This is a genomic window from Nocardia carnea (assembly GCF_029868855.1).
GTDB classification, from domain to species: domain Bacteria; phylum Actinomycetota; class Actinomycetes; order Mycobacteriales; family Mycobacteriaceae; genus Nocardia; species Nocardia carnea_A.
The window spans coordinates 1-25,395 of sequence record NZ_JARWOV010000078.1 but is presented as its reverse complement, the minus strand read 5'-3'; the positions used below and the strand labels follow the sequence as shown (position 1 = coordinate 25,395).

The window sequence follows — 25,395 nt, the reverse complement described above, 5'->3', positions numbered from 1 at the left end:
GTACACAATAGTGGGTTTACGCCGCACAGTGTCTCGGTCCGCGAAATCCGGTCGCCGGGCCGGCCACCGGCACCGGCGCAGGTTGATAGCATGGCGGCTCCGGCCGACCATCCGGTCGGCTTGCCCACCAGGAGACATCTCGAAAGAGTCCTTGCATGCAGTTTGAAATCGTCGAGCGAGACGAGACGTGGGTGGCCGGACTTCCGGTACGCAGCCCCAAGCGCGCGCTCGGTGAACTACGCGACCGCGACCTCGAGGGCGCCTGGTCGTCGGTGCTGCATCACGAACTCGGTGGACCACTGGCCACCGCGTACACGGACTACTCACCCGAACTGGGCACCTACAACACGCAGATCGTCGGCTACGAGTGCCACTCCTTCGACGAGGTCACCCGCGGCCATCTGGTGGCGCGCCTGCCCCGCGGTACCTACGCGAAGTTCTCCTCGGTGGGCAACTTCCCGCAGATCATGACGAGCCTGTGGACCCAGATCGCCTACGCCGAGGAGCACAACCAGATAAACCGGACCTTCACCGGCGATTTCGAGTTCTATCCGCACGCGTACAAGATCGAGCTGTATCTGGCGGTCGAGCCCCGATGAGCTACACGATCGTGGTGCGCGGTGAATCGGTGTACGCCGGCCTGGTGGTGCCGAAGGTGCGCCCCAGCTTCAAGGTCAGCAACAGCGAACTCATCGAGTTCCTCAAGGACCGGCTCAGCGAACGGGCCGCCGAATTCGCCGGCTCGGCCGACGCGGAGCGCCCGATGTACACCGTGTACGTCCGCACCCCGACCGGGACCTACAACGCCCTGGTGTGTTTCGAGTACCCCGAGCCGGGTATCGCCCCCATCGGCGACGTACTGGTCCGGGTCCCCCGGGGTGTCTACGCGCGGTTCGTACCGAACGGCGACTACCACGATCCCGTCGAGGACGTCTGGGCCCAGGTCGACGATGCCACGGCCTCGGCCGAGATAACTCGCGCCTACCGCGAGGAGATCGAGATCTGGCACGGTTCCGAATCGGTGGAACTGTTCATTTCGATCGCCACGTGACAGCAACCCGAGCGGTTCGTTGCCGGACGATAACTAACTCCGAACCAACCGGTCTGCTGGTAACCGGTCATTTTCGAATCACCGGACCTGACCTGCGATAACAGTCACATCTCGCATCAGTTTTCGGAAGATTAACCAGAGTTCTGGTCAATTGTGTTTCGATGACGGATACTGCACTGGGCACGTCGACGAGCCGGGGCGTCGGACGAGCTGCTGGACAACATATCCCGTGCGCCCATCGGGCGTGCGGCGAAAGAGTAGGAACTGCCATGACTGTCGAAACGATCGCAGTCGGCCAGGAAGACCACCCGCGCCACGGCCGCGCTGCGAAATTTCGCGACAACGTCTCCGGCTACGAAATCTGCGCCACCACCCCCGAGCAATCCCCCGAGCTCTGGCACCGCTACCTGGCCGGTGCACAGCACGCCTACCGCCACTTCGGCAACGAACAGGCATTGGAATACGACGCCGTCGCCGACGGCTGGTCGACAGCGTTGTTCTTCGCCGCCACCGACGCCACCGGCACGGTGGTCGGGGGCCTACGGGTCCAGGGACCGTACACCTGGGTTTCGGAGGTCGACTCCCTCGCGCCGTGGGCGGGGCGGCCGGGCGCGGCGGACCTGAGTCTCATGATGGCGCGGCGTATTCCACGCGGCGTGGTCGAAGCCCGCGCGGTCTGGGTCGCCCGCGACGCGGCCCGCCGCAACGATCTCGCCGCCGCGATCTCCCGGTGCATCGCGCACGCGCCGCGGCTGCTGGGCGCTCGCTACGGATTCGCGACGGTCGCCTCGTTCACCACCGAACGGCACCGCGCCAGCGGCGGTGTGGTCGCGCAGGCGATCCCACCCGTGCCCTACCCGGACGAGCGCTACCGAACGGTGCCGATCTGGTGGGATACCAGGACCTATCACGTATTTGCTGACAAGTTGCAGTATTTGTTGATGCGTGGTGAACTTCGCGCTATGGGATTAGCTGAACCGAGGTCCTCGCGGTCGGTCCGGCCGTTGCTCCGCGGTGGGGAGGAATGCCGGTCACATGGTCGGTGAAGCAGACCTCGGAGTGGAATACCGGCCGCTGATCCTGGACCCGGGCGATCCCGACGACGAACGGGCACTGGCCGGGTTGCGCAGCACACCGCATATCGAATTCAACGATCTGCGCGGTTTGCTGGCCGCCGAGTTCGGCCGGCTCAACGATCCGCCGGAAACCGGCGAAGGCCCGGCGGACGACCGCTGGGTGTACTACCCGTGGCGGCGCAGCGTGCTGGTCCTCCCTGGTCCGCGGACCTTCCGCGCGATCCGGCTCGACCGCAATCGCAACAAACTCACCCGTGCCGAACAGGAGCGGCTGCAGACCCTCACTGTCGGGGTCGTCGGCCAGAGCGTGGGGCATGCCATCGCCTATACGCTGGCCCAAGAGGGGGCGTGCGGTGCGCTGCGGCTCGCCGATTTCGACGAACTCGAACTGTCGAACCTCAACCGCGTACCCGCCACGCTTTTCGATATCGGCGTGAACAAGGCCATCGTGACCGCCCGCCGGATCGCCGAACTCGACCCCTATCTGCCGGTGGAGGTGCGCGGCGGCGGAGTGGATTCCGATACCGTCGACGATTTCGTCGAGGGGCTGGGAATCGTCGTGGAGGAATGCGATTCCCTGGATATCAAGCTGCTCGTCCGGGAATCGGCCCGGCGCCGGAAGCTGCCGCTGATCATGGAGACCAGCGACCGCGGCCTGCTCGACGTCGAACGTTTCGATCTCGAACCAGGCCGTCCACCCTTCCACGGCCTGCTCGGCGATATCGCGGCCCCGCAGTTGCGCGGCCTGTCCACCCGGGACAAGGCGCCGTACGTCGTGGGGTTGCTCGGCGCGCGCGATCTGTCCGCCCGGATGGCGGGCAGCCTGGTCGAAGTCGGCGAGACCCTGAACAGCTGGCCGCAGCTGGGTGGCGATGTGGTACTCGGCGCGGCCAGTGTCGCGACGGCGGTGCGGCGGATCGGCCTGGGCCGGCCGTTGCGGTCCGGCCGCACACGGCTCGATATCGAACAGGCCCTCGACGCCCTCGCCGATCCGGACCCGGACATCGACGACCCCACTACCGACACCGGGGCCGACCCGACGCCTACGGCGCCGCTCGACCGAATCCTCGAGTGCGCGCAGCGGGCGCCGTCGGGCGGAAATATCCAACCGTGGTCACTACACACCACGGCGGACGAAATCCGGATCACGCTCGATCCGCAGTACACCACCGCCATGGATATCGGTTATCGCGGCAGTGCCGTGGCCGTGGGCGCCGCGCTGTACAACGCGCGCGTCGCGGCGGCTGCTCACGATCAGCTCGGCCCCCACGAATTCGCCGAAACCCCGGACGCCCCGCTCACCGCGGTGCTCCGGCCCGGCACCGGCACCGACCCGGCGCTGGCCGCCGACTATCCGTATGCGCTCGCCCGGGAGACCAACCGCCGGATCGGCCATGGCGGCCGGATCCCGGAGCCTGTGCTGGCCGGGCTCACCGCCGCGGCCGCCGCCGAGGGTGCACAGCTGCGGGCCGCCACCTCCTCGACCGCCCTGCGGGCGATGGCCGAGGTACTGGCCGAATCGGACCGGGTTCGCTATCTCACCCCTCAGCTGCACCGGGAGATGTTCGCGGAGATGCGCTGGCCCGGGGACGACTTCTCCGACGGTATCGACACCCGTTCGCTGGAACTCGCACCCGACGAGCGGGCAGCCATGCAGATCGGGCGACGCGCCGATGTGATGGCCCAATTGCACAGCTGGTCGGCCGGCGCCGCGCTCGGCGATTACGCCCGTGACCGAGTAGGTTCCAGTTCCGCCGTCGTCGCCGTCACCTTCCGCCGGGAACCCGGCGCCCGGGGCGGCGGATTGACCGGTTACGCCCGCGCGGGGGCGGCGGTCGGCCGGGTCTGGATCCAGGCCCAGCGGTCGGGTCTGGCGGTGCAACCGATGTCGCCGGTGTTCCTGTTTTCGCAAACCCGTACCGAACTGGCTGCACTTTCTCCGGCGTACGCGGATAGACTGTCCACACTTCAGGGTCGTTTCCTGGAAATACTGGACGTGCCGGAACAAGAAAGCGTGGCGCTGGTACTACGCCTGAGTTATGCGGCAGCTGCCAGCGTGCGGAGCAGACGTCGCCCGGTGCCGGGCGGAAGGCTCCGCGGTTAGTGTGATCGGAGATCAGGTGCCTCGGCGGACACTCGACTCGCTGGTGACTGAGGTCGCCGCGGAGCTGATGGGCGTCGATTCGGCGACCATGGTGTCGGCGACCGAGCAGGTGCTGGCCATGCTGATCGACTACTTCGATGTGGACTTCAGCTACCTGCGGCACAACGATCCCAAGAACCGGTCGACGGTGCTGGTGGCCGAATGGCCGCCGCGGCAGGACGTGCCCGAACCCGATCCGCTCAAAGTCGTATATTTCGACCAGGCCGATTCGGTGTTCCGGTCGCTCGAGCACGCCACCGAACCATTCCTGATCCCGGCCAGTGCCGCCGACTATCAGCAGACAATCCACTCCGCGTCCGGGCTCGGCGATATCAGCTCCGCGGCCGTCCCACTCGTCTCCCGCGGCAAATCCACCGGGTTGCTCGGGTTCGTCAAGGTCGGCGACCGCGACTGGAGCAATCGCGAACTCAACGTGCTCAAGGCGATCGCCACCCTGTTCGCCCAGTTGCAGGCGCGGGTGGAAGCCGAGGAACAGCTCCGGTTCATCGCCCTGCACGACGACCTGACCGGCTTGTCGAACCGGCGCGCACTCCTCGAACATATGGAACAGCGGTTGACGGCCGGCAGTCCCGGACCCGTTGCGGCCTTCTTCCTCGACCTCGACCGGCTCAAGGCCCTCAACGATTTCCTCGGCCATACCGCCGGTGACAAATTCATCCGGACCCTGTCCGAACGGCTCCGGGACAATCTCGACCCCAACGATATGATCGCCCGCCTCGGCGGTGACGAATTCGTGATCGTGCCCGCCAAACCCATGGACACCGTCGCCGCCGAACACGAGGCGACCCGGATCCGGGAACTCATCAGCCGCCGGGTGACCGTCGGCGGTGAGTCGGTGAGCCGTGGCGCCAGCGTCGGCGTCGCGGTGGGTATCCCCGGGGAGACCACCGTCGCCGATGTGCTGCGGCGCGCCGATCACGCCCTGTTGTCCGCCAAATCCGGCGGCGGCAACGGGGTCGCCCTGTTCACCGACGCGATGCGCGCCCAGTTCGAGCTGCAGGACGATGTGGAGCTCAATCTGCGCAGTGCGGTCTCCGACGGATCGCTGATCCTGCACTACCAGCCGGAGGTGGATCTGCGCACCGGCCGCATCGTCGCGATGGAGGCACTGGTCCGCTGGCTGCATCCCACCCGCGGCCTGCTGCCGCCCGGCGCGTTCGTCACCGTGGCCGAGGCCACCAATCTGGCCGGTGAACTGGGCCGCTGGGTTATCCGCACCGCCTGCGAGCAGTTCGCGCGCTGGCGGCGCCAAGGCTTGGCGACGAATATGGTCATGCGGATCAACGTTTCCCCGGTGCAGCTGGTGAGCTTGGATTTCGTCGAGCGTATCGAGGACATCCTGCGCCATTTCGGAATCGACGGCAGCTCGATCTGCCTGGAGATCACCGAACACGTGGTGGTGCAGGACCTGGCCCGCACACAGGTGACACTGCGCGGGCTCAAACGAATGGGTGTACAGATCGCCATCGACGATTTCGGCACCGGATACTCCTCGCTATCCCACCTGAAGGCGCTGCCCGTGGACGCGGTGAAGATCGACCGCGGATTCGTGCAGCGGCTCGGGGCCAGCACCGACGATCTCGCCATCGTGAAATCGATCATCGGCCTGGCCGGGTCGTTCGGGCTCGGTGTGGTGGGCGAAGGTGTGGAAACGCCGGTCGCCGCCCGCACACTGGTCGGTTTGGGCTGCTACCGGGCCCAGGGCTTCCTGATCGCCCGGCCGCTGCCCGCCGAAGAGGTCAGTGAACATCTCAGCGTGGGCCGGATCCCGCTCAACCTCGATCTGCCACGCTCCGGCCGCGGCCAACCGGAGCGGTAGCGGTCCGGCACACAAATACCACCGGGTATTAACCGCCGATTCAACAGCTCGGTTCCGGCGGGCACCCGGACCCGGCCACGATCGGCGACGTGCGCATCGTGCAACTGGCCAACTTCTACGGACCGCGCTCCGGGGGGTTGCGTACCGCGCTGCACCACCTGGGTGAAGGGTATGTGGCCGCCGGGCACGAAGTCGTGCTGATCGTGCCCGGGCCACGCCGTGCCGAGGACATCCTGCCGAGCGGGGTAGTGCGGATCACCCTCCCCGCGCTGCCCATCCCGGGGACCGGCGGCTACCGCGCCGCCGACCCGCGGCGGGTGGCCGATACCCTCACCGGCCTGCGACCCGACGCGCTCGAAGTATCCGACCGGTTGACGTTGCGCGGCTTCGGGCGCTGGGCCCGGCGCCGCGGGGTGGCGGGTGTGATGATCTCGCATGAACGGCTCGATCGCCTCCTGGGGCAGATCATGCCGCACCGGTATGCCCGCCGCCTCGCCGATATCGCCAACCGGCACACGGCAGACCAGTACGACATGGTCGTCTGCACCACCGAATTCGCCCGGGCCGAATTCCGGCGTATCGACGCCCCCAATGTCGAGATGGTTCCGCTGGGGGTCGATCTGGACCTGTTCAATCCGCACCGCCACGATCACGGCCTACGCGCGGACCTCGGTGTGCCCGGCCACCCACTACTTGTGCACTGCGGACGGCTGTCGGTCGAGAAGCGGGCCGACCGCAGTATCGAGGCAGTCGCCGAGTTGCGCCGCGATGGGGTGGAAGCGCGCCTGGTGGTCGCCGGTGACGGTCCACGGCGGGAGGCGCTGGAACGACGGGCCCGGTCGGTGCCGGTTCTTCCGGGGGGCCGGCCCGCGGTCCATTTCACCGGGTTCATCACCGATCGCACCGAAGTGGCCAGATTGCTGGCCACCGCGGATATCTCGCTCGCCCCCGGCCCACACGAAACGTTCGGGCTGGCGGCCCTGGAGGCCCTCGCCGCAGGCACTCCGGTGGTGGCCAGCCGGTCGTCGGCACTGGCCGATATCGTGACCGCCGATTGCGGCGCCGTGGCCGCCGACGACCCGGCCGCATTCGCCCGGGCAGTCAACGATGTGCTCGCCAGGCCGCCCGCGCAGCGTCGGGGCGCGGCCCGGCAGCGAGCCGAACAATTCACCTGGCCGGCAGCCGTTTCGGGAATGCTGTCGGTACTGGACCGCTGAGCGACAGGCTCCTCGAACAACCGAGACTTGCACACCGGGTGATTCGATCGTGTGCCGCCGCACAATTCGTATCGCGATATCGCGGTGCCCGGGGCCACACCGGCCGGGCACCGCGAACGATCACACCCGCGCGGGGAGCCGCCGACGGCCGCCGACGATATCGCCGATCAATTCGGTGTAGCCGTCGATCAATTCGGCCAGGCGGTGCCAGCGTTTTCGCGCGTGCTGATCGCGCGCCCCGTCGGTTTCGATCACCTCGTTGGCGTACACCCAGCCCCAGGCCAGGCGATCGATCACGGCACCCAGCGTTTCGGTGTGAATCGAACCGTCGCGAGGTAGTGATCCTCGTTCGACGATCCAGTCGTCGATCTCCTCGACCAGCTCGCGGCGGCGGTTGTCCACCTCGGCCACCAGGTGCGAGTCCCGCATGGTGGCCCGGCGGGCATGCAACGCCGCCAGCGCATGGGCCGAGCTCAGCAGATCGTGATCGGCAAATTTGGTCCCCTGAAAACTGCACAGCAGCTGCGTCGCTGTCGGCAGACCGCCCCTCGGAGGCACTACCTGTTGCCCCGTTCGAACGTCACCCGGCACCATCACACTCTGTTCAAACATGATCGGCTCTCGATTCGGTCGTACCGCGTATCGGATAGGTTTTGTTCAGTCGGTGACAATAGTTGATACACATCACCGACCGCTGGAGAAACGCACTATTGCATTCGCTCTTTGGAGCAGATCACATCCTGAGCTGTGACCGGCGGCCGCACAACACAAAGCGATCCCCGCAGATACCGGCCGAGGGTCACCTGCCGACTCGGACCCGCCCCCACGCGTCGCCTCGCCGGCAAATCCGGCATTCAGCACTCCGAATCTGGGCCGGGCGTAGTTCGGTCCTCGTGGAGATCCCGTGCCTCCCACAGCCACGACGCTGCGTAAGAAGTGGTGGCGCGGCGACGGACGACCGACCGATACCGAGCGAGAGGCCCACCGGATTGCCGGACACCCCTCGAAACAGAAAACCCCTCTGCCACTTCTTGGCCAGAGGGGTTTCTTGATTTGTGGAGCTAAGGGGAATCGAACCCCTGACCTTCTCGATGCGAACGAGACGCGCTACCAACTGCGCTATAGCCCCGTGCGGCTCGGTGAACCGCGCTGTGCCACTCTAGCAAACCGGGTTACCTTACACCGAATCGAGGTGCTGACCTGCGCATATTCCGCGGCAAGGGACAATGGGACAGCGTTGTCCGGCCTCGTTCACGCCCCGGCCGCGCGACGGATATCGCCGCCGCTGGCGCGGTGGCGCACCGTCCGCGCAATGGTGGCGTCGTAGGCGTCCAGATGCTCGAAGACAGGGTCTTCGTCATCCGGTTCGAGCAGATGCGAGCGGCGCCGCAGAGCGCGGGCGGTATCGCGGTCCATACCGGGCCGGGCGGCGGTCTGGTCGGCGGACTCCTCGGTCTCGACCGGCTCGTCGCCGAGGTCCCGATCACGGTCGGCCAGCCGGGCGCTGCGCCGCCGCCGGATCTCCTGTTCGATCCGCACCTGCTTGCGCAGGTATCCGAGATAGGTGACCAGCGACAGCAGTGCGCCGCCGCATCCCCACCAGAAGAGCGGGCCGATGGCCACTGCGAGACCGCCGCAGAGCACCGTGCCGAGGATGAGGGCCACCACGGCGCGTTGCCGGAAGGTGTAGCGGGCGGCGCGGGCGATGGCATCGGCCTCGGGGTCGTAGCCGCCGCGTCCGCGCCTCGTGGGGACGAAATCTCCCTCGTCGTCGAATGCTTCGGGCGCGCGCCGGGCACCGGAGCGGACGGGCGGAATCCGGGCGGGCGCGGTGTCCATCGCGTCCCCGCCGAGCGGTTCGGTTTCCGCCGCGGTATCGCCGGCCGGCGCGGCTTCCGTGTCGTCGTCGGAATCCGGGTCGTCCTCGAATTCTTCCGGGGTTTCGAAATCGTCGAAGATATCGGCCGACCCGTCGCCGGAGTCGGTGTGCGGTAATTTCTCGTCAGCCTCGGTGACGGTCTCCTCGGCTGTTGTGGTCATGCGATCCTCCGCATCGTTGCCGTGGTGACGCTTTCGATAGGGCCGGCCGGACCGCTTCTTGCGGACATACCCACTTCCCTTGCGCCGTTTGGAATCTCCACGATGCAGTACCCGCGTAGCCAGGGCGGTGTCCGTTGTCCGGCGAATTCTCGGGTGCCGGTCGGCGAGGATAGGAAACAGGACGAAGACCCACAGCACGACCAGGCCGATCCACAGGATCGAGTTCGGCATCGTCGTCAGCACCTCCGTCCTGCATGGTCGTCGTCCAAGCCCACGCCATGACCGGTGCGTCCCGACGCCGGAGTTCTTCCCCGCGGGCACGTCTCGCAGATCGTGGTACGAGCTTCCCGCCGATGGCGCGAGGCGCACCACCGACGTCCGTAGGTTAATTCCGAGTAGGGGTACAACACGGCAGGCGCGCCGTGCACATACGCCACATGAGTCACATTTCCACCAGCGCGGGACCGAACAGGCCGGTTCCCGGCGCGGGTTCAGCGCAGCGTCAACCGCCCTTCCCGAGCCAGCCTGTCGACCACCCTGCCCGACAACTCTTCCGCCGTCATGGCGACGAGCAGATGATCGCGCCAGGCCCCGTCCACATCGAGATACCTACGCAGCAAACCCTCTTCACGAAAGCCGACATTGCGCAACACCGCCTGACTGGCCAGATTCTCCGGGCGGACCGTGGCCTCGACCCGATGCAACCCGACCGGGCCGAAACAGTGGTCGAGCCCCAGCGCCAGAGCCGCGGTCGCGACCCCCTGTCCACCCAGATCCCGGGTGACCCAGTATCCGATCCACGCCGAACGCAGAGCGCCGCGCACGATATTGCCGACCGTGAGCTGGCCGCTGAACGCACCGTCCACCTCGATCACCAGCGGAATCATCGCCCCGCGACGCGCCTCGGCCTTCAGGCTCGACCACAACGGTGGCCAGTTCGACGCATGATTGCGCGCGTCCCAGGCGCCGCGGCCCGTCGGCTCCCACGGTTCCAGATGGTCGTGATCCCGCAACCGGATCCGGCTCCACGCCGCGGCATCCCGTAACCGCACCGGCCGCAACGTGACCTCACCGGCCGCCACGCGCACCGGACCCAGATGCGCGGGCCACCCGGGGTGCTGCGTAGCCCGGAATACGTTCATGGACTCCACTTCTAGCCGCGCTGTGCCAGGAACGCGACTCGAACCTTGTCACCGGTGCGGATTTCGGTGTCGTCGGGCTCGACCACGATCAAACTGTTGGCCTCCGACATCGCGGCCAGCAGATGCGACGAACCCCCCGCGCTGTTGCCGAGTGGCTGCACCAGGTACTCCCCGGTGGCCTCGTCACGCATCAGCTGGGCCCGCAGATAACCTTTGCGGCCCGCCATCGACTGGATCGGGGTGATGGTGCGCGCCCGCACGATCCGGCGCATCGGCTGCCGCCGGCCCAGCGCGATCCGGATCAGCGGCCGCACCATGACTTCGAAAACCACCAGGGCGCCCACCGGATTCGACGGCAGCAGAAAGGTCGGCACCTCGTCGCGACCGAGCCGGCCGAATCCCTGAACCGATCCCGGATGCATCGCGACCCGAGCGATCTCCAGTTCACCGAGCCCTTCCAGCGCCTCACACACCTGGTCGGAGGCCCAGCCGCCGACCGCACCCGCGATCACCACGACCTCGGCACGCACCAGCTGCCCCTCCACGACATCACGCAACCGGCGCGGGTCGGCGTCGACGATACCGACCCGGTTCACATCCGCACCCGCGTCACGCGCGGCCGCAGCCAGCGCATAGGAGTTCACATCGTAGACCTGCCCGGGCCCGGGCAGCCGGTCTATATCGACCAGTTCTTCCCCGATGGAGATCACCGAGAGCCGCGGCCGCGGATGCACCAGCACCTTGTCCTGTCCCACCGCGGCCAGCAGCCCGACCTGAGCGGGCCCGATGATCGTGCCGGCCCGCACGGCCACATCGCCGGGTTGCACATCGTCACCGGCGCGGCGCACATAATCGCCGGACCGCACCGGCTCGAACACCTTGAGCCGGCCCCGGCCGCCATCGGTGAAATCCAGCGGTAGTACGGCGTCCGCGAGAGTGGGCAGCGGCGCCCCGGTGGCCACCCGGACGGTCTGCCGCGGCTGCAGCCGGATGGGCTGGCGCGAGCCGGCGAGAACCTCACCGACCACCGGCAGGGTGAGATCGACCAGTTCACCGTCCTCGTCGCGGATATCGGCCCCCGCGGAGGCCACGTCCACACTGCGCACGGCGTAGCCGTCGATCGCGGCCTGATCGAAACCCGGCAGCGGTCGCTCGGTCACCACGTCCTCGGCGCACAGCAGCCCATGGGCCTCGGATATCGCGACCCGCACCGGTCGCGGCGCGACGGCCGCGGCCGTCACCTTGATCTGCTGATCCTCGACAGAGCGCATCCAGCCCTTCCCGATGTCCTCGCCGGCGCAGGCGATCTCATTCGTCCACGGTGAGTTGCGGGTCCCACTCCGGACTCAGCCGGTGCTGGAGCCACTCGCGAAGCGCCGGACCGTATTCGTCACGCTCCAATGCGAAATCCACCGCAGCACGAAGATAGCCGCCCGGGTTACCCAGGTCGTGGCGCGACCCACGGTGGACAACCACATGCACCGGGTGTCCGTCGTCGATCAGCAGCGAAATCGCGTCGGTGAGTTGCAGTTCCCCACCGGCCCCCGGACCGATCCGGCGCAGTGCGTCGAAGATCGCGCGGTCGAGCAGATAGCGACCGGCGGCGGTGTAGGTCGACGGCGCCTCGTCCATGCTCGGTTTCTCGACCATCCCCTTGACCCGCATCACGTTCGGGTTGACGGCATCGGGCACCGGAGCCACATCGAAGACGCCGTACGCACTGACCTGATCCTTCGGCACATCGATGGCGCACAGTACCGACCCACCACGTTTACGCCGGACCCGGTTCATCACATCCAGCACTCCGCACGGCAGGACCAGATCGTCGGGCAACAGCACCGCGATGGTCTTCTCGTCGGGGTCGAGCACCGCTTCGGCCTGGGCCACCGCGTGACCGAGCCCCAGCGGTTCCTCCTGGACGACGGAGGTGACGTCGAGCAGCCCCGGCGCCTTACGCACCTTCTCCAGCAGCTGGAACTTACCGCGCTCGGCGAGCGTGCTCTCCAGCACCAGATCCTGTACGAAATGCGCGGTGACCCCGTCCTTACCGGGCGAGGTGACGATAACCAGGCGCTCGGCCCCGGAACCGGCCGCCTCGCTGGCCACCAGTTCGATGCCCGGGGTGTCGACCACCGGCAGCAATTCCTTGGGAACGGTTTTGGTGGCGGGCAGGAACCGGGTTCCCAGCCCGGCCGCAGGTACGACGGCCGTCCGGAATTCCGGTTTCGACGGGTGCGCGTCCCCGTTTCCCTGCACTGCGGCCTCTGCTGTCATATACACACCCTATCCACGGTCCGCCCCGTTCAAACGGCTGTATATCGGCGCGCCTCCGGCATGCGGGTTTTCGACGCATAGGGTTGGCGCCGTGCGGATGCCCGAGGAGATCGACAAGCAGGCCTGGCGGGCGACGATCCGTGCTCGCCGCCTGCGGATCCCGGACCCCGTGCGCGCCGCTGAAGCTGCGGCACTCGCGGACGCGGCGGGACGATTGGCAACTGCCGAGTGGGTATGCGCGTATGTGCCGGTCCGCGGGGAGCCCGGATCGCCCGCGATCGCCGAGGCGCTGCGGGCGGCGGGAAGCCGGGTACTGCTGCCGGTGACCCGCGAACCCGGTCCGCTGTACTGGGGCGAATACACCGGCGCGGAGGCACTGCGTCCGGCCCGCTACGGCCTGCTCGAACCGGAAGGACCCGTGCTGTCGCCGGAAGCGGTCGCCGCGGCCGAGCTGGTCCTGATTCCCGCCCTGGCGGTGGACCGGCGCGGTGTGCGCCTGGGGCAGGGCGCCGGCTACTACGACCGGACTCTCGGACTGGCCGACCCCGCTGCACGGCTGATGGTGGTGGTCCGCGACGACGAGCTGGTCGAGCACCTACCGGAAGAACCGCACGATATCCGCATACCCTGGGCCCTCTCCCCCGCCGCCGGCCCGACCCCCCTGGACACCACCCACCCCTGACCCCCGTATGCCCGCCTCGACGGGTCCGGCCACGACCCACCCCGTCAGCCTCCCAGAACCGCTCACCCGCCGGGGTGGGTGGATCCTCCCGGCCAGAGGCGACGCCGATGACACCGGAACGACGACCAGGGTTCCGCCGGCCCCGACCCAGGCAGCTCGCCGTGACACCGAGAGCCGCAGCACACCCTTCCGACCTGCGGGAATGAACTCACGATTGGCACTGTTGGCACTGTGGCCTGTAGAGTGCTAATTCACGAATACCGCGGAGGACCCAGTGCCAACCTATTCATACGCGTGCACCCAGTGCGACAACCGCTTCGATATCGTTCAGTCGTTCACCGATGACGCGCTCACGGTGTGCTCGGAGTGCTCCGGGGCGCTGCGCAAGCTGTTCAACTCGGTGGGCATCGTCTTCAAGGGCAGTGGCTTCTACCGGACCGACAGCCGCAGCGGCGCGTCATCCGCCAGCGAACCGGCGGCGAAATCGGATAGCTCGAGCTCGTCCGGCTCCTCGGATTCCGGCTCCGCCGGCTCGTCCGCCGGTACTTCCACCACACCGGCCGCCGCCGCCAGCTGAGCGAAGACCCGGTACCCGGGTTCGGTACGGCGGGCTGATTCATCCACAGCCCGCGAGTTGTCCACATTCGTTTCCGGGGCCGGTCAGGACGGAGTTTCCGCTCATACGCTCGGCCCATGAGTCGTCGACGCCCGCACTCCGAAACCCGATACCGCAGTCGGCTGGGGTCCGGGGAAACTTGGCGGGAAGCCTTCGACAACCGGCCGCCGTGGGCGGATGTGGTGCTGCTACGGCGAATCCTGGCCGGTCTGTGCGCCGTGGCGGCCGCGATACTCTTCCTCCGCGAGGACCCCGAGCGTGCCCGTGTTTCCGTGGTGGTGGCCGCCCGCGACCTCGCTCCCGGTCAGCTGCTGGCACCCGCAGATCTCCGGGTCGCGCAGCTACCGCCCGGCGCCGCGCCCGACGGCGCCGAGACCGATCCGGCCGCGTTGACCGGTGCGGTGCTCACCGCGGCCCTCCGTTCCGGCGAGGTACTGACCGATGTCCGGATCGTCGGACCGCGTCTGGCAGAGGTGGCGACCGGCTCCCGAGATGCCCGCATCGTGCCCATTCGGCTGGCCGATTCCGCGATCACCGAAATCCTGCGCGCCGGCGACCGGGTTGATGTTGTCGCCGCCGACACCACGGACCCGACGCTGGCCGCGACGCTGGCCGAGGATGCCGCGGTCGTGCTGGTTCCGCAGTCCGCTGCCGAGGCGGGCGCGGGCCGAACCGAGCCGGTGGTGCTGGTGGCCCTCGATTCGCGGCGCGCGGCCGCCGTCGCCGCGGCCTCGCTGAACAGCGCGCTCACGGTGATCTTCCATTGACATCCGAAAGGGGCCCGCCGCGCAGTGCGGGCGGACCCCTCCAGGTATCCGATTCGGCCGGTGTGGGCTGTCTGTCCGGGCCGGGTATGCGAGGCTTGTCAGCCGAGGCTGAAAGGCTGGCCCCACAGCGTCACGACGGACATGACGTTGTCGGTTTCGACCTTGACCTTGACGAACGACCGTGCCTGCGCGTAGCCGCCGCAGCCGTTCAGGCCGATGGTGGTATCGGACCAGGTGACCGAACCGGTGTTGCCCTTGAACTTGTTGTTGGTGGCGTGATCCTCGTTGCCGTAGTCGTCCGGCTTCTCGATATCGAGGACGTAGAAGGAATCGGCCTGGCCGGGACCCAGGGTCAGGTTGCCACCGACCTCACCCGACGGGCTGACATTGCCCTCGGAATCGATTTCGGCGTCGGCGCCGCCTTCGGCCCCGCCGCCGTCGATGTTCACCTGGCAGCCCACGACGTAGCCGGGGTAGATCTTGCCGCCCACGTCCTCGCCGCCACCGGAGATCTCGACCTGGGCGCTACCGGAGGCCCACGCATTGCGGTGCACGGGGGTGGAACCCATGGACGGGCTGATGGTGGCGGACTCGCCGACCATGCGGACCGTCACGACGGTGCCGTCGGAGAGGGTTTTGACGATTTCGCCGCCGGGCAGCGGAATGAAGGTGTCGGCATTGGCGGCGCCGGTGGAGAACAGGCCCAGCGCGACCGAGGCGGCCGCACCGACGCCGGCGAGGCGCGCCAGATTCTTACGGTTGAACATGTGTTTATGCCCCTCTGGGGTTGAATTCGCTACAGCGAGAGTTTGGTGGGGTGAATTCGACCGGTGCCGGCGCGTCAGCCGATGCTGAACGGCTGCCCGTAGAGGGTGGTCTTCGAGTAGTGGTCACCGATGATCTCGACCACGGTGTAGGCGCGGGCCTGCGCGTAACCGGCGCAACCCTGGATCTCCATCTCCACGTCCTGGTACTCGACGGAGTAGACGCCGGGCTTCTCGATGTCCTTGAAGTCGATCTGGACGAACTTGACCTCACCCGGGCCCAGCTCCACGCTGGTCGAGCCGCCGAGGCTGCCGCCGTCCAGGCTGAGGCCGAGGGATCCGCCCAGGCCGATCGCGTCGTCACCGATGCTCACCTGGCAGCCGACGATGTAGCCGGTGTTGAGCTGCGAAGCACCGTGGGTGGAGGAGTTGTTGGTGCCGTCCTCGCCGGTCGGGCCGTTGTTCGGACCGGCTTCGCCCTCGGGCGTAACGGAGACATCGGCGGTGGCGTTGCCCGAGACCCACACGGTCCGGCCCGCACCGTTGGCGGCCATCGACGGCGAGACGAGCGCACTCTCGTGGGTACGGGTGATCTTGACACCGGGGCCCAGTTTCTCACCGTCCGGCAGCGGAACGAAGGTGTCCGCGTTGGCGGCACCGGTGGAGAACAGACCCATGGCCACAGCGGCGACAGCGCCCACGCCCAGGGCGCGCGCGCCGTGGCGCAGACCGGTGGTGCGGTTCTTGCTCATATTTCCCCTCATCAAGGTTTACAGCGACACCCGGCTTCGCAGCGATCGACGCCGGGGCGGCCCGAGAACAGGCTCCATAGAGCTTGGGTTACGGCTGTAGCCACTAGATGAACCCGAAACCACACAGCCGGTGAACACTTGGCTACCGCGCCACCGACTCGGTGTGGCATCCGGATGTTTCGCAGGTAACCGGAAGGTGACGGGTGCTGGGGAAATGCGACCCCAGCACCGGATATCCGGAAATGCCGGGGTAAGAGACAGGCCCGCCGCTGCTGCGGCGGGCCTGTATCCGTGCCAATATGACAGTTTGACCGGCTGTCAGCCGAGGCTGAACGGCTGACCCCACAGGGTCACGTAGCTGATCACGTTTTCGGTTTCCACCTCGACGCTGATGAACGACCGCGCCTGCGCGTAGCCACCGCAGCCGTTGAGGCCGATGGTCTGGTCGGACCAGGTCACCGAACCGGTGTTGCCGTCGAAGCCGTTGTTGGTGGCATGGTCCTCGTCGCCGTAGTCGTCCGGCTTCTCGATATCGAGGACATAGAACGATTTCGCCTGGCCGGGGCCGATGGTCAGGTTGGCACCGGTTTCAGCGCTCGGGCTGACGGTTCCTTCCGAATCAATATCGGCGCTGGCACCGCCTTCGGCACCGCCACCAGCGATGTTGACCTGGCAGCCGACGACATAGCCGGGGTAGATCTTGCCGCCCACGTCCTCGCCGCCGGCAATCTCGACCTGCGCGCTACCGGAGACCCACGCGTTGCGATGCACCGGGGTGGCGCCCATCGACGGGCTGATGGTGGCCGACTCGCCGACCATGCGCACGGTCACCACCGTGCCGTCGGACAGCGTTTTGACGAGTTCGCCGCCGGGCAGCGGCACGAAGGTATCGGCGTTGGCCGCTCCGGTCGAGAACAGACCCAGGGCGAGGGTGGCGGCGGCACCGACACCGGCGAGGCGCGCCACATTCTTTCGGTTGATCATGGTTGGACCCTTCGAGGGGAAAGCTCGCGAATCGACGCGAGGCGAGGTTCGTTTCGATACGACGGGACGGACCGGGCGGTTCAGCCGATGCTGAACGGCTGGCCGTACAGGGTCGTCTTCGAGTAGTGGTCGCCGATGATCTCGACCACCGTGTACGACCGCGCCTGCGCGTAACCCGCGCAACCCTGGATCTCGATTTCGGCGTCCTGGTACTCGACGGAGTACTTGCCGGGCTTGGTGATGTCCTTGTAATCGATCTGGACGAACTTGACCTCACCCGGGCCCAGCTCCACACCGACCGAACCGCCGACGCTTCCGCCGTCGAGGCTCAAACCGAGAGATCCGCCCAGTCCGATCGCCTCGTCACCGATGCTGACCTGGCAGCCGACGATATAACCGGTGTTGAGCTGCGAAGCCCCGTGGGTGGACGAGTTGTTGGTGCCGTCCGCTCCGGTTGGCCCGTTGTTCGGACCCGGTTCACCCTCGGGTGTGACCGTGACATCGGCGATCGCGTTACCCGAGACCCACACGACCCGGCCCGCGCCGGTGGCGGCCATGGAGGGCGAAATAACGGCATGCTCACCGGTGCGGGAGATGGTGACACCCGGGCCGGCTTTCTGGCCGTCCGGTAGCGGCACGAAGGTATCGGCGTTGGCAGCGCCCACCGACAGCAGTCCTACGGCGACAGCGGCCGCGGCACCGATACCCGCGATCCTGGCGCCACTTCGTACACCGTCGGTGCGGTTCTCGCTCATATTTCCCCTCATCATTCGGACAAACAGCAGGCCTTCGAGCTCGGACACACTGCTCTCCGGCTCCGACCAGTGTTTCGCTCGTTTGTTACCTACAGGTGACCCGTTGTTATTTCGGTGCAACGCCCAAAACAGACAATGCACACGAAAGCGACCGGCTGACCCCGTTTGCAAGCCCGCCGGACCGCCTTTGCGGCGGTCGACGCACCGAGATTAAGCGGTCGATAACAGATTGGACAAAGTCTCTTTTCGCTATACGTTGATGTGATCTATTTCACATTCATGTATAGCGACGTGCGCACGCGCAGGTCACTGCCGTAGCAGAAATGCCGCGCCACCACGCAGAAACGATAGAAATCCGTAAACAGATCGGCCCACGGGCATACGGATGAAAAAACGGCGGGCGTCGTACTACCGGCCGCCGTGAAAATCCTCTCGAGCCCGGTTCTGGACAATTGGCCCGAAAACCCACCCCGTTACCCCGCGAGATAGCGCATTCATATCGTATTCGCACGGAAAACGTTCGGCGCCAACCCTTTACCGATCAGCCCGCGTCGCCGTGATGCGGGGGAACCTGCGCGCGCAACCAGTCGTCGCCGTCGCCGTCCGGCGACGAACCGTCGTCCCATTCGTCACGGGTCGTACTCGGCAACACCTCACCGAAAACCCGGTCCACACGTGCGAGGTCCCCCGCCCGGCGCCGTGCCCGGCGGGGGACCTCGGGGGTCTCACCCTCACTCATACCGCATGCTCCGGCTCATTCCAGTAGACCGGACAACTCGCCGATCACGCGACTGGCCAACGGGCCCAAGGTCGCCATACCGTCGCGGACCGCGGCCCGGGTACCCGGAAGATTCACCACCAGGGTGCTACCGGAGATACCGGCCAGCCCGCGGGAGAGACCGGCGTCCAGTGACCCGGCCACCCGGCCGGACGCACGCAGTGCCTCGCTGATACCGGGCAGATCCCGATCGAGGACCTCGGCCGTCGCCTCGGGCGTGACATCACGCGGCGACATACCGGTACCACCGACCGAGATCACGATATCCACGCCACCGATCACCGCGGTGTTCAAGGCGTTCCGGATCGCCACCTCGTCCGCCTCCACCGAAACGGACGCATCGACCAGGAACCCCGCCTCGGTGAGCAGTTCGGTGACCAACGGACCCAGCGAATCCTCGCCGCCGTGCGCCGTTCGATCGTCGACGACCACCACCAGTGCGCGCCCCGCCACAGGAGCATCGATTTCCATACCGCTCACCGTAGCGCCGATATCGGTCGCGGCGTGGCCGCCCCCGGTCACCAACTGCATCACCGTGCTCCTTCCACCGCGGCGGCGGCGAGGGTCACCTCGACCGTCTCCGAACCACCGCCCTGCCCATTCGTGTACGTCACTTGCACTTTGTCTCCGGGCTGTTTCGACCGCACCGCGGCCACCAGGGCATCCCCGGAATCGATCGTGCGGTCGTCGAGCCTGGTCACGATCGAGCCCGCCGGAATTCTCGCCTGCGCCGCCGGCCCGTTCGGGGTGACCTCGAGAATCCGCGCCCCGTGCACGGATTCGTCGCGTTGCACGGTCATCCCGATCTGAGCGTACGTGGCGTGGCCCGTCTTGATCAGCTCATCCGCGACCCGTCGCGCCTGATCCACCGGAATCGCGAACCCGAGCCCGATCGAACCGCTCTGCTGACCGGCCGCGCCCGACGAACCCAGGCTGGCGATCGCGGTGTTGATACCGATCAGCCGGCCCTGGTTGTCGACCAGCGCGCCCCCCGAGTTACCGGGATTGATCGCGGCATCGGTCTGGACCGCGTCGATCACCGGATTCGGCACGGTGGGGTCGCCACCACCCTCACCGGTAGTGGATACCGGCCGGTTGAGCGCCGAGACGATCCCGGTGGTGACCGTGCCGGCCAGTCCGAGCGGCGAGCCGATCGCCACGACCGGCTGCCCGACCTGCAGACCGGCCGAACTGCCCAGCTCGATCGGTTTCAGATCCGATTTCCCGCGCGCCTGGATCACCGCCAGATCCGATACCGGATCGGCACCGACCAGGGTGGCCGGAGCGGTGCTGCCGTCGGCGAAGGTCACCCGCATATCGCCCCCGGCGCCGCCACCGGCCGCGACATGGTTGTTGGTCAGGATGAGCCCGTCCGAGGACAGCACCACCCCGGAGCCCTCGCCCTGTCCGCGGTTACTGGCCACCTCGATCATCACAACGGACGGAGTGACCTCCTGCGCGACCGCCTGAACCGAACCCGCCGGCGCGTTCGCGGCATCCTTGATCTCGGGCACCGGCGCATCGAGCGCATTGGTCACCGCCGGCCCGTTACCCGAATCGGTGACCAGCGCCCCCACCACACCGCCGACACCACCGCTGACCAGTGCGAGCGCGATCCCACCGGCCACCAGCCCGGTACGCAGCGAGCTCTTCCGCGGCGCCGGCGGGGGGCCGGCGGCGAAGAACTGCCCGGTATCGCCCGGCGGCGGGCCCGCGGGGGGCGGACCGCCGTATGGATGGCCCATCGTCGGGTACGCGGCGGTATCGCCGGGACGTCCACCCGGAAACGGCTGCCCGCCCGGATACTGAAGACCGCCCGCCTGCCCCGGCGGCGCGGCGGCGGGCTCATGAGCCGCACCCGGCTGGGGATGCGCATTCGAGGGCGGCACCGGTCCTTCTTCCGGCCGGTCCGGCCGATTGGTGAAATCCTCGGTCATAGTCTCTCTATTCTGCTCATATTCCCTGTCCAGAGTGCCGAACACGGCTGAGAGCGATCTGAGATCGATATGTGTATTTGCGTGTTTGTTGGCGGCGGTAGACAGCGGCGAGCCGCAGCCTTCGTGCCCACGGAAGCACCGAGATCACTGACTCTCGCCGGGTAGAACGATCCGGATCATCGCGCCGCCGGTGTCCGAGGTATCGATCGCGATGGTGCCGCCGTGTTTGGTGACGACCTGTTTCACAATGGCCAGTCCCAGACCGGAGCCGGGCATCGACCGAGACGCCGTGGTCCGGTAGAAGCGCTCGAAGACCAGTTCGCGTTCGGCGGGGGGAATTCCCGGGCCGGCATCCGCAACCGACAGTTCCAGCAGTCCACGCCCGGTTTCGGCCATCCGCACCCCGACCAGTTCACCGGGCGGGCTCCATTTCGCCGCATTGTCGAGCACATTCAGAATCGCCCGCTCCAGGGCGGCTTCGTGGCCGTAGACGAACCACGGCCGCAGTTCGGCGTCGAAGGCCACGGCCCCGCGGCGGCGGACCCGTTCCAGGGCGCGTTCGGTCACCTCGCCGAGATCGACCCGCTCGTACACCGTCTCCGGAGCGTCCTCACGGGCGAGATCCACCAGATCGCCCACCAGATTGGACAGCTCTTCGATCTGCGCCATCACATCCGAGCGCAGTTCGGCCATATCCGCTTCCGGTATCGCGGGGGCGTCGGGGCGGCTCGACGCCATCAGCAATTCCGTATTGGTGCGCAACGAGGTCAGCGGGGTCCGCAGTTCGTGACCGGCGTCGGCGACCAGCCGGCGCTGCCGGTCCCGGGATTCGGCAAGCGCCCGCAGCATGGTGTTGAAACTCTCGGTCAGCCGGGCGAGTTCGTCGTCGCCGGTGACCGGGATGGGGGTCAGATCATCGGTACGGGCGATTCGCTCGGTGGCCGCGGTGAGACGCGCGATCGGGCGCAGGCCGGTGCGGCCGACGGTGGTACCGGCACCGGCCGCGAGTACGACCCCGCAGGCACCGACCGCGAACAGCAGCCAGGCCAGCCGGTCCAGCACCTCGCGGGTGGGTTCGAGCCGCTGTGAGATGACCAGGGTGACCCCGGAGTCCATCCGCTCGGCGAGTACCCGCTGGCTGTTGTAGGTGCGCAGCGACGAATCCCGTTTACCCTGCGCCACCGCGACCTCTTCGGTGCCGATGGGCGGTGTGGTCGGCTGCGGCGGCAGGTAGACGGGGATGCTCGCCGGTTTCTCGGCCTCCGACGGCGGCACCGGGTAGATCAGCGCGACCCCGATATCGTTCGAGAACAGGGTGGCGACGCCGAGCGACTGGAACGCCATATTGTCGATATCGCCGCTGATCATGGTGGCCGCGCGGGCGTGCAACTGGGCGTCGACCTGACCGTAGAGCGCCCGGGCGACCATGGCGTAGGCCGCGATCGAGGTGATCGCCACGAAGATCGCCACCAGCGAAGCCGCCAGTAACGTGACCCGCCACCGCAGTGAGACGGTGCGTGTCAACGGGGTCGGCGGGCGCATGGGCGGGGGTTCGTCCGGCCAGGACCGGCCGAGCGTCGCCACCGTATGTTTCTTGGCCGCCGAGCGGGGGGTACGTGCCATCTCGGCGGCTTACGGGGGCGTTTCGCGCAGCACGTAGCCGACGCCGCGCACCGTGTGGATGAGCCGGGTTTCGCCGTCGGCCTCGGTTTTCCGGCGCAGGTAGCCGATATAGACCTCCAGCGCGTTACCGGAAGTCGGGAAGTCGTAACCCCAGACTTCCTCGAGGATCCGGCCGCGGGTCAGTACCCGGCGCGGATTGGCCATCAGCATTTCCAGCAGTGAGAACTCGGTGCGGGTGAGTGAAATAGCTCTTTCCCCGCGCGCGACCTCCCGGGTGACCGGGTCCAGGGAGAGATCGGCGAACCGCATGGTCTCCGAGATCTCGCCGGGATCCGGGGCGCGGCGGCGCAGCAGCGCCCGCAGCCGGGCGAGCAGCTCTTCGAGGGCGAACGGTTTGGGCAGATAGTCGTCGGCGCCGGCGTCGAGGCCGGCGACCCGTTCGGATACCGAATCGCGGGCGGTGAGTACCAGAATCGGCAGGTCGTCGCCGGTGCTGCGTAGTCGGCGGCATACTTCCAGGCCGTCCAGTCTGGGCATCATGACGTCGAGCACCAAGGCGTCGGGTCGTTCGGCGGTCGCCTTCTCCAAGGCATCGATACCGTCCACCGCCAGATCGACCGTGTAGCCGTTGAAGGTCAGTGATCGGCGCAGCGATTCCCGCACCGCACGATCGTCGTCGACCACCAGAATGCGCATTGCACCAGTTTGACCGCAGCGACTGAGAGGCTACTGAGAGGCCCCGGCCGGCCCGCGAGCCGCAGCGCCCACCTGGGAGTTCATCCGATTACCGGACCGATCATTACCGATCTGTGATATGTAACGAAACCCGTTCACCGTCCGCTTTATTCGCGGTATAACCGGCTGAACGTCCCGATTGCCCGCCGCTACCATGCACGGTATGTTCCGAGCGGGAAAAACTAGACCTCTGGTCGGTTCGGTGTGACATTCAACCATAACTGAAACGGCCACGCACCAAATGAGGTCGATCGTGATGCGGAGGCGACAGAGGCGGATGGAAACCCCGCGACCGTGGCAATTCAGCCTGTCCAACTGGTCGGTCACCCGCAAGGTCGGTATCGTCCTGGTGTTGCCGGTCGTCCTGGCAACCCTGTTCGCGGTGCTCCGGATCAACAACGAGCTCCGCACCTTGGAACAGCTCGAAGCCGCGACCGAACAGTCCCGTGTCATCCAGCCGATCGTCGATTACAACGCCGCGGCCGAGAATCTGGCGGTGACGGCCACCGCGCGAGGGTCCGATACCGAGTCCCGGACCACGGCGGCACTCGCCCGGTTCGATTCGGCCCACCAGATCCTCGAACGCGCGATGGACAGCAACCGCATCTCGCCGGCGGTTTCCCGCGAACTGTCCTCGGCGCTCACCCTCGGCTCCACCATGCGCAGTGGCCTGAGCAACGGCTCGCCCGCCATGCTCGGCGACCAGGCCGACGAGATCTCGGTCCGGGTCGGTAATGCGCTGGCCCAGTCGCCGACGGTCGACAATCTCTCGGTCCAGCGCTACTTTCTGCAGCTCAGTGCCGTACAGGCGGCGCGGCGTTCGCTCACCGCCCAGCGCCTGGTGATCAGTTCGCCCAGCGCCGTGGACAATCCGGCCCTGCGCGCCCGGGTTCTCACCTCCGGCGGTGCAGAGCTGACCATGATCCAGCAGTACGGCCAGTTCCTACCGGATACGGCCGGGGGCATCCGGCCGCTGCTGGACGCGGTCCAGACCCGGCTGGCCATCTTCAGCCAGGGCACCCAGGGCGCACTGAACGATCCGGCCGCACGCGATTCACTGGATGCCAGTCTGCAGGGCTACGACGTCACGACCGAACAGCTGTCCGCGACCATCACCGGCGCGCTGCACCACGCCACCATCTCCGCCCAGAACATCGCGCTGCGGGAAACCGCGTTGCTGATCGGAGCGCTGCTGGGCGGCCTGACCCTGGCCCTGGCCGTGGCCCGGACCCTGGTCATACCGGTGCGCCGGTTGCGCCGCGACGCACTGGAGGTGGCCCATGTCCGGCTGCCCGAGGAGCTCGAACAGGTTCGCGGCGGCGCCGAGACCCCGGAAATCGCACCGGTCGGCGTCCAGGGCACCGAGGAGATCGGCCAGCTGGCCCGCGCGGTCGACGAAATGCACCAGCAGGCACTCAATCTCGCCGCCGACCAGGCCCGTCTGCGGGTGCAGATCGGCAATATGTTCGAAACCCTGTCCCGGCGCAGCCAATCGCTGGTCGAACAGCAGCTCGGGATCATCGAGGAACTGGAACACGACGAGGACGACCCCGGCCGGCTGCAGAGCCTGTTCCGGCTCGACCATCTCGCCACCCGCATGCGCCGTAACGGCGACAACCTGCTGGTGCTGGCCGGCACCGCGTTGCGCCGCGGTCAGCTCGAGCCGGTCCCGCTCTCGGATATGCTGTGGAGTGCGGTATCTCAGGTCGAGGACTATCAGCGGGTCGAGATCGGTCATGTCCCCGATGGGGTCGTGGCCGGTGAGCCGGCCGTCGATATCGAACATCTGCTCGCGGAGGTCATCGACAACGCGCTGCGCTACTCACCACCCAATACTCCGGTGGCCGTGACGGTTTCGCGCGCAGTGGACGGCGGCTACCTGATCGAGATCACCGACCGCGGGCTGGGCATGGCCACCGAGGATCTGCAGGCGGCCAACGCCCGGCTGGCCTCCGGCGGTGAGATCAATGTCGAAACCGCGCGGCGGATGGGTCTGTTCGTCGTCGGCCGGCTGGCCAAACGCCATCAGATCACGGTCGGCCTGCGCCGTACGTCGACCATGGCCCAGCAGCCGGGGATCACCGCCAGCCTCCACCTACCGGGCCTGCTGGTATCACCCGATACCGGCTCGGACAACTCGACCACCCTCACCACGGATTTCTCCCTCGGTTCCCCGCCCCAGCTCCCGCCGCAGCTGCACTCCTCCCCCGCGCTGCCGG

General features: G+C 67.3%; 24 protein-coding genes and 1 tRNA gene. 10 read left to right on the top strand and 15 right to left on the bottom strand.

The window, feature by feature from the left end; all coding sequences use genetic code 11:
- The first annotated feature begins 155 nt into the window (after nucleotides 1-155).
- The 6 genes from QH195_RS07115 to QH195_RS07090 all read left to right on the top strand — a co-directional run bounded on the left by QH195_RS07115 (nucleotide 156) and on the right by QH195_RS07090 (nucleotide 7,327).
- Entirely contained in the window at nucleotides 156-599 is a 444-nt protein-coding gene (locus tag QH195_RS07115) for a GyrI-like domain-containing protein (RefSeq protein ID WP_280425407.1), read from the top strand.
- Complete coding sequence (locus QH195_RS07110) at nucleotides 596-1,051, top strand: effector binding domain-containing protein (protein ID WP_280434783.1); 456 nt, start codon at nucleotides 596-598, stop codon at nucleotides 1,049-1,051. The genes QH195_RS07115 and QH195_RS07110 overlap by 4 nt, the downstream gene beginning before the upstream one ends.
- A 269-nt stretch (nucleotides 1,052-1,320) precedes the next feature.
- Nucleotides 1,321-2,097 carry a hypothetical protein gene (locus QH195_RS07105; protein WP_280425405.1) on the top strand — a complete coding sequence of 259 codons (777 nt, stop codon included), beginning with the start codon at nucleotides 1,321-1,323 and terminating at the stop codon, nucleotides 2,095-2,097.
- Nucleotides 2,087-4,231: an Rv1355c family protein gene (locus QH195_RS07100; protein ID WP_280434782.1), complete on the top strand. Its 2,145-nt coding sequence runs from the start codon at nucleotides 2,087-2,089 to the stop codon at nucleotides 4,229-4,231. Before QH195_RS07105 ends, QH195_RS07100 begins: the two co-directional genes overlap by 11 nt.
- A gap of 43 nt (nucleotides 4,232-4,274) precedes the next feature.
- The gene (locus QH195_RS07095; RefSeq protein ID WP_348537345.1) at nucleotides 4,275-6,110 is read left to right on the top strand and encodes a bifunctional diguanylate cyclase/phosphodiesterase; all 1,836 of its coding nucleotides are present in this window, start codon (nucleotides 4,275-4,277) and stop codon (nucleotides 6,108-6,110) included.
- Between the two features lie 89 nt (nucleotides 6,111-6,199).
- Complete coding sequence (locus QH195_RS07090; protein WP_280434781.1) at nucleotides 6,200-7,327, top strand: glycosyltransferase; 1,128 nt, start codon at nucleotides 6,200-6,202, stop codon at nucleotides 7,325-7,327.
- 120 nt (nucleotides 7,328-7,447) lie between these two features.
- On the opposite strand, the gene QH195_RS07085 is transcribed toward QH195_RS07090, so the two are convergent.
- From QH195_RS07085 to QH195_RS07060, 6 genes are all read right to left on the bottom strand, one after another.
- Nucleotides 7,448-7,939, bottom strand: a complete 492-nt coding sequence (locus tag QH195_RS07085; protein ID WP_280434780.1) for a DUF4254 domain-containing protein — start codon at nucleotides 7,937-7,939, stop codon at nucleotides 7,448-7,450.
- 444 nt (nucleotides 7,940-8,383) lie between these two features.
- A tRNA-Ala gene (locus QH195_RS07080) sits at nucleotides 8,384-8,456 on the bottom strand.
- 122 nt (nucleotides 8,457-8,578) lie between these two features.
- Nucleotides 8,579-9,598, bottom strand: coding sequence for a divisome protein SepX/GlpR (gene sepX, locus QH195_RS07075; RefSeq protein WP_280434779.1), 1,020 nt, complete (start codon nucleotides 9,596-9,598; stop codon nucleotides 8,579-8,581).
- A 260-nt stretch (nucleotides 9,599-9,858) separates the two neighbouring features.
- Complete coding sequence (locus tag QH195_RS07070) at nucleotides 9,859-10,509, bottom strand: GNAT family N-acetyltransferase (protein WP_280425399.1); 651 nt, start codon at nucleotides 10,507-10,509, stop codon at nucleotides 9,859-9,861.
- 11 nt (nucleotides 10,510-10,520) lie between these two features.
- Entirely contained in the window at nucleotides 10,521-11,780 is a 1,260-nt protein-coding gene (gene glp / locus QH195_RS07065; protein WP_280425398.1) for a molybdotransferase-like divisome protein Glp, read from the bottom strand.
- Nucleotides 11,781-11,817: 37 nt separating this feature from the next.
- Complete coding sequence (locus QH195_RS07060) at nucleotides 11,818-12,783, bottom strand: UTP--glucose-1-phosphate uridylyltransferase (RefSeq protein ID WP_280434778.1); 966 nt, start codon at nucleotides 12,781-12,783, stop codon at nucleotides 11,818-11,820.
- Nucleotides 12,784-12,880: 97 nt separating this feature from the next.
- Here QH195_RS07060 and QH195_RS07055 point away from each other — a divergent pair, with 97 nt between their 5' ends.
- From QH195_RS07055 to QH195_RS07045, 3 genes are all read left to right on the top strand, one after another.
- Complete coding sequence (locus QH195_RS07055; RefSeq protein ID WP_280425418.1) at nucleotides 12,881-13,465, top strand: 5-formyltetrahydrofolate cyclo-ligase; 585 nt, start codon at nucleotides 12,881-12,883, stop codon at nucleotides 13,463-13,465.
- Nucleotides 13,466-13,739: 274 nt separating this feature from the next.
- Nucleotides 13,740-14,042 carry an FmdB family zinc ribbon protein gene (locus QH195_RS07050; protein WP_280425396.1) on the top strand — a complete coding sequence of 101 codons (303 nt, stop codon included), beginning with the start codon at nucleotides 13,740-13,742 and terminating at the stop codon, nucleotides 14,040-14,042.
- Nucleotides 14,043-14,158: 116 nt separating this feature from the next.
- The gene (locus QH195_RS07045) at nucleotides 14,159-14,848 is read left to right on the top strand and encodes an SAF domain-containing protein (RefSeq protein WP_280434777.1); all 690 of its coding nucleotides are present in this window, start codon (nucleotides 14,159-14,161) and stop codon (nucleotides 14,846-14,848) included.
- A gap of 98 nt (nucleotides 14,849-14,946) precedes the next feature.
- Here the strand turns inward: QH195_RS07045 and QH195_RS07040 are convergent, their stop codons facing one another.
- The 9 genes from QH195_RS07040 to QH195_RS07000 all read right to left on the bottom strand — a co-directional run bounded on the left by QH195_RS07040 (nucleotide 14,947) and on the right by QH195_RS07000 (nucleotide 23,137).
- A complete protein-coding gene (locus QH195_RS07040; RefSeq protein WP_280425394.1) occupies nucleotides 14,947-15,615 on the bottom strand; it encodes an MspA family porin in 669 nt (222 codons plus the stop codon).
- A 74-nt stretch (nucleotides 15,616-15,689) separates the two neighbouring features.
- Entirely contained in the window at nucleotides 15,690-16,364 is a 675-nt protein-coding gene (locus tag QH195_RS07035) for an MspA family porin (protein ID WP_280425393.1), read from the bottom strand.
- 318 nt (nucleotides 16,365-16,682) lie between these two features.
- A complete protein-coding gene (locus tag QH195_RS07030; protein WP_280425392.1) occupies nucleotides 16,683-17,348 on the bottom strand; it encodes an MspA family porin in 666 nt (221 codons plus the stop codon).
- Between the two features lie 80 nt (nucleotides 17,349-17,428).
- Entirely contained in the window at nucleotides 17,429-18,103 is a 675-nt protein-coding gene (locus QH195_RS07025; RefSeq protein ID WP_280434776.1) for an MspA family porin, read from the bottom strand.
- Nucleotides 18,104-18,644: 541 nt separating this feature from the next.
- Nucleotides 18,645-18,842, bottom strand: coding sequence for a hypothetical protein (locus QH195_RS07020; RefSeq protein WP_280434775.1), 198 nt, complete (start codon nucleotides 18,840-18,842; stop codon nucleotides 18,645-18,647).
- Between the two features lie 15 nt (nucleotides 18,843-18,857).
- Nucleotides 18,858-19,412 carry a MogA/MoaB family molybdenum cofactor biosynthesis protein gene (locus tag QH195_RS07015; RefSeq protein ID WP_062973648.1) on the bottom strand — a complete coding sequence of 185 codons (555 nt, stop codon included), beginning with the start codon at nucleotides 19,410-19,412 and terminating at the stop codon, nucleotides 18,858-18,860.
- Nucleotides 19,412-20,818 (bottom strand): S1C family serine protease, encoded by a 1,407-nt coding sequence (locus tag QH195_RS07010; RefSeq protein ID WP_280425389.1) that lies wholly within the window; start codon nucleotides 20,816-20,818, stop codon nucleotides 19,412-19,414. The genes QH195_RS07015 and QH195_RS07010 overlap by 1 nt, the downstream gene beginning before the upstream one ends.
- A 144-nt stretch (nucleotides 20,819-20,962) precedes the next feature.
- A complete protein-coding gene (locus QH195_RS07005) occupies nucleotides 20,963-22,360 on the bottom strand; it encodes a sensor histidine kinase (protein ID WP_280434792.1) in 1,398 nt (465 codons plus the stop codon).
- Nucleotides 22,361-22,450: 90 nt separating this feature from the next.
- A complete protein-coding gene (locus tag QH195_RS07000) occupies nucleotides 22,451-23,137 on the bottom strand; it encodes a response regulator transcription factor (protein ID WP_280425388.1) in 687 nt (228 codons plus the stop codon).
- A 316-nt stretch (nucleotides 23,138-23,453) separates the two neighbouring features.
- Between QH195_RS07000 and QH195_RS06995 the strand changes: the two genes are divergently transcribed.
- A partial coding sequence (locus QH195_RS06995; RefSeq protein WP_280434774.1) for a sensor histidine kinase occupies nucleotides 23,454-25,395 on the top strand: 1,942 nt, incomplete at its 3' end.

What these genes read in the sequence shown, in the direction of transcription:
- QH195_RS07010 (WP_280425389.1), bottom strand. Translation starts at nt 20,818, where the DNA reads ATGACCGAGGATTTCACCAATCGGCCGGACCGGCCGGAAGAAGGACCG.
- QH195_RS07015 (WP_062973648.1), bottom strand. Translation starts at nt 19,412, where the DNA reads ATGCAGTTGGTGACCGGGGGCGGCCACGCCGCGACCGATATCGGCGCT.
- QH195_RS07060 (WP_280434778.1), bottom strand. Translation starts at nt 12,783, where the DNA reads ATGACAGCAGAGGCCGCAGTGCAGGGAAACGGGGACGCGCACCCGTCG.
- QH195_RS07025 (WP_280434776.1), bottom strand. Translation starts at nt 18,103, where the DNA reads ATGAGCGAGAACCGCACCGACGGTGTACGAAGTGGCGCCAGGATCGCG.
- sepX (WP_280434779.1), bottom strand. Translation starts at nt 9,598, where the DNA reads ATGCCGAACTCGATCCTGTGGATCGGCCTGGTCGTGCTGTGGGTCTTC.
- QH195_RS07000 (WP_280425388.1), bottom strand. Translation starts at nt 23,137, where the DNA reads ATGCGCATTCTGGTGGTCGACGACGATCGTGCGGTGCGGGAATCGCTG.
- QH195_RS07100 (WP_280434782.1), top strand. Translation starts at nt 2,087, where the DNA reads ATGGTCGGTGAAGCAGACCTCGGAGTGGAATACCGGCCGCTGATCCTG.
- QH195_RS07030 (WP_280425392.1), bottom strand. Translation starts at nt 17,348, where the DNA reads ATGATCAACCGAAAGAATGTGGCGCGCCTCGCCGGTGTCGGTGCCGCC.
- QH195_RS07045 (WP_280434777.1), top strand. Translation starts at nt 14,159, where the DNA reads ATGAGTCGTCGACGCCCGCACTCCGAAACCCGATACCGCAGTCGGCTG.
- QH195_RS07040 (WP_280425394.1), bottom strand. Translation starts at nt 15,615, where the DNA reads ATGTTCAACCGTAAGAATCTGGCGCGCCTCGCCGGCGTCGGTGCGGCC.
- QH195_RS07005 (WP_280434792.1), bottom strand. Translation starts at nt 22,360, where the DNA reads ATGCGCCCGCCGACCCCGTTGACACGCACCGTCTCACTGCGGTGGCGG.
- glp (WP_280425398.1), bottom strand. Translation starts at nt 11,780, where the DNA reads ATGCGCTCTGTCGAGGATCAGCAGATCAAGGTGACGGCCGCGGCCGTC.
- QH195_RS07070 (WP_280425399.1), bottom strand. Translation starts at nt 10,509, where the DNA reads ATGAACGTATTCCGGGCTACGCAGCACCCCGGGTGGCCCGCGCATCTG.
- QH195_RS07110 (WP_280434783.1), top strand. Translation starts at nt 596, where the DNA reads ATGAGCTACACGATCGTGGTGCGCGGTGAATCGGTGTACGCCGGCCTG.
- QH195_RS07035 (WP_280425393.1), bottom strand. Translation starts at nt 16,364, where the DNA reads ATGAGCAAGAACCGCACCACCGGTCTGCGCCACGGCGCGCGCGCCCTG.
- QH195_RS07055 (WP_280425418.1), top strand. Translation starts at nt 12,881, where the DNA reads ATGCCCGAGGAGATCGACAAGCAGGCCTGGCGGGCGACGATCCGTGCT.
- QH195_RS07085 (WP_280434780.1), bottom strand. Translation starts at nt 7,939, where the DNA reads ATGTTTGAACAGAGTGTGATGGTGCCGGGTGACGTTCGAACGGGGCAA.
- QH195_RS07105 (WP_280425405.1), top strand. Translation starts at nt 1,321, where the DNA reads ATGACTGTCGAAACGATCGCAGTCGGCCAGGAAGACCACCCGCGCCAC.
- QH195_RS07115 (WP_280425407.1), top strand. Translation starts at nt 156, where the DNA reads ATGCAGTTTGAAATCGTCGAGCGAGACGAGACGTGGGTGGCCGGACTT.
- QH195_RS07020 (WP_280434775.1), bottom strand. Translation starts at nt 18,842, where the DNA reads ATGAGTGAGGGTGAGACCCCCGAGGTCCCCCGCCGGGCACGGCGCCGG.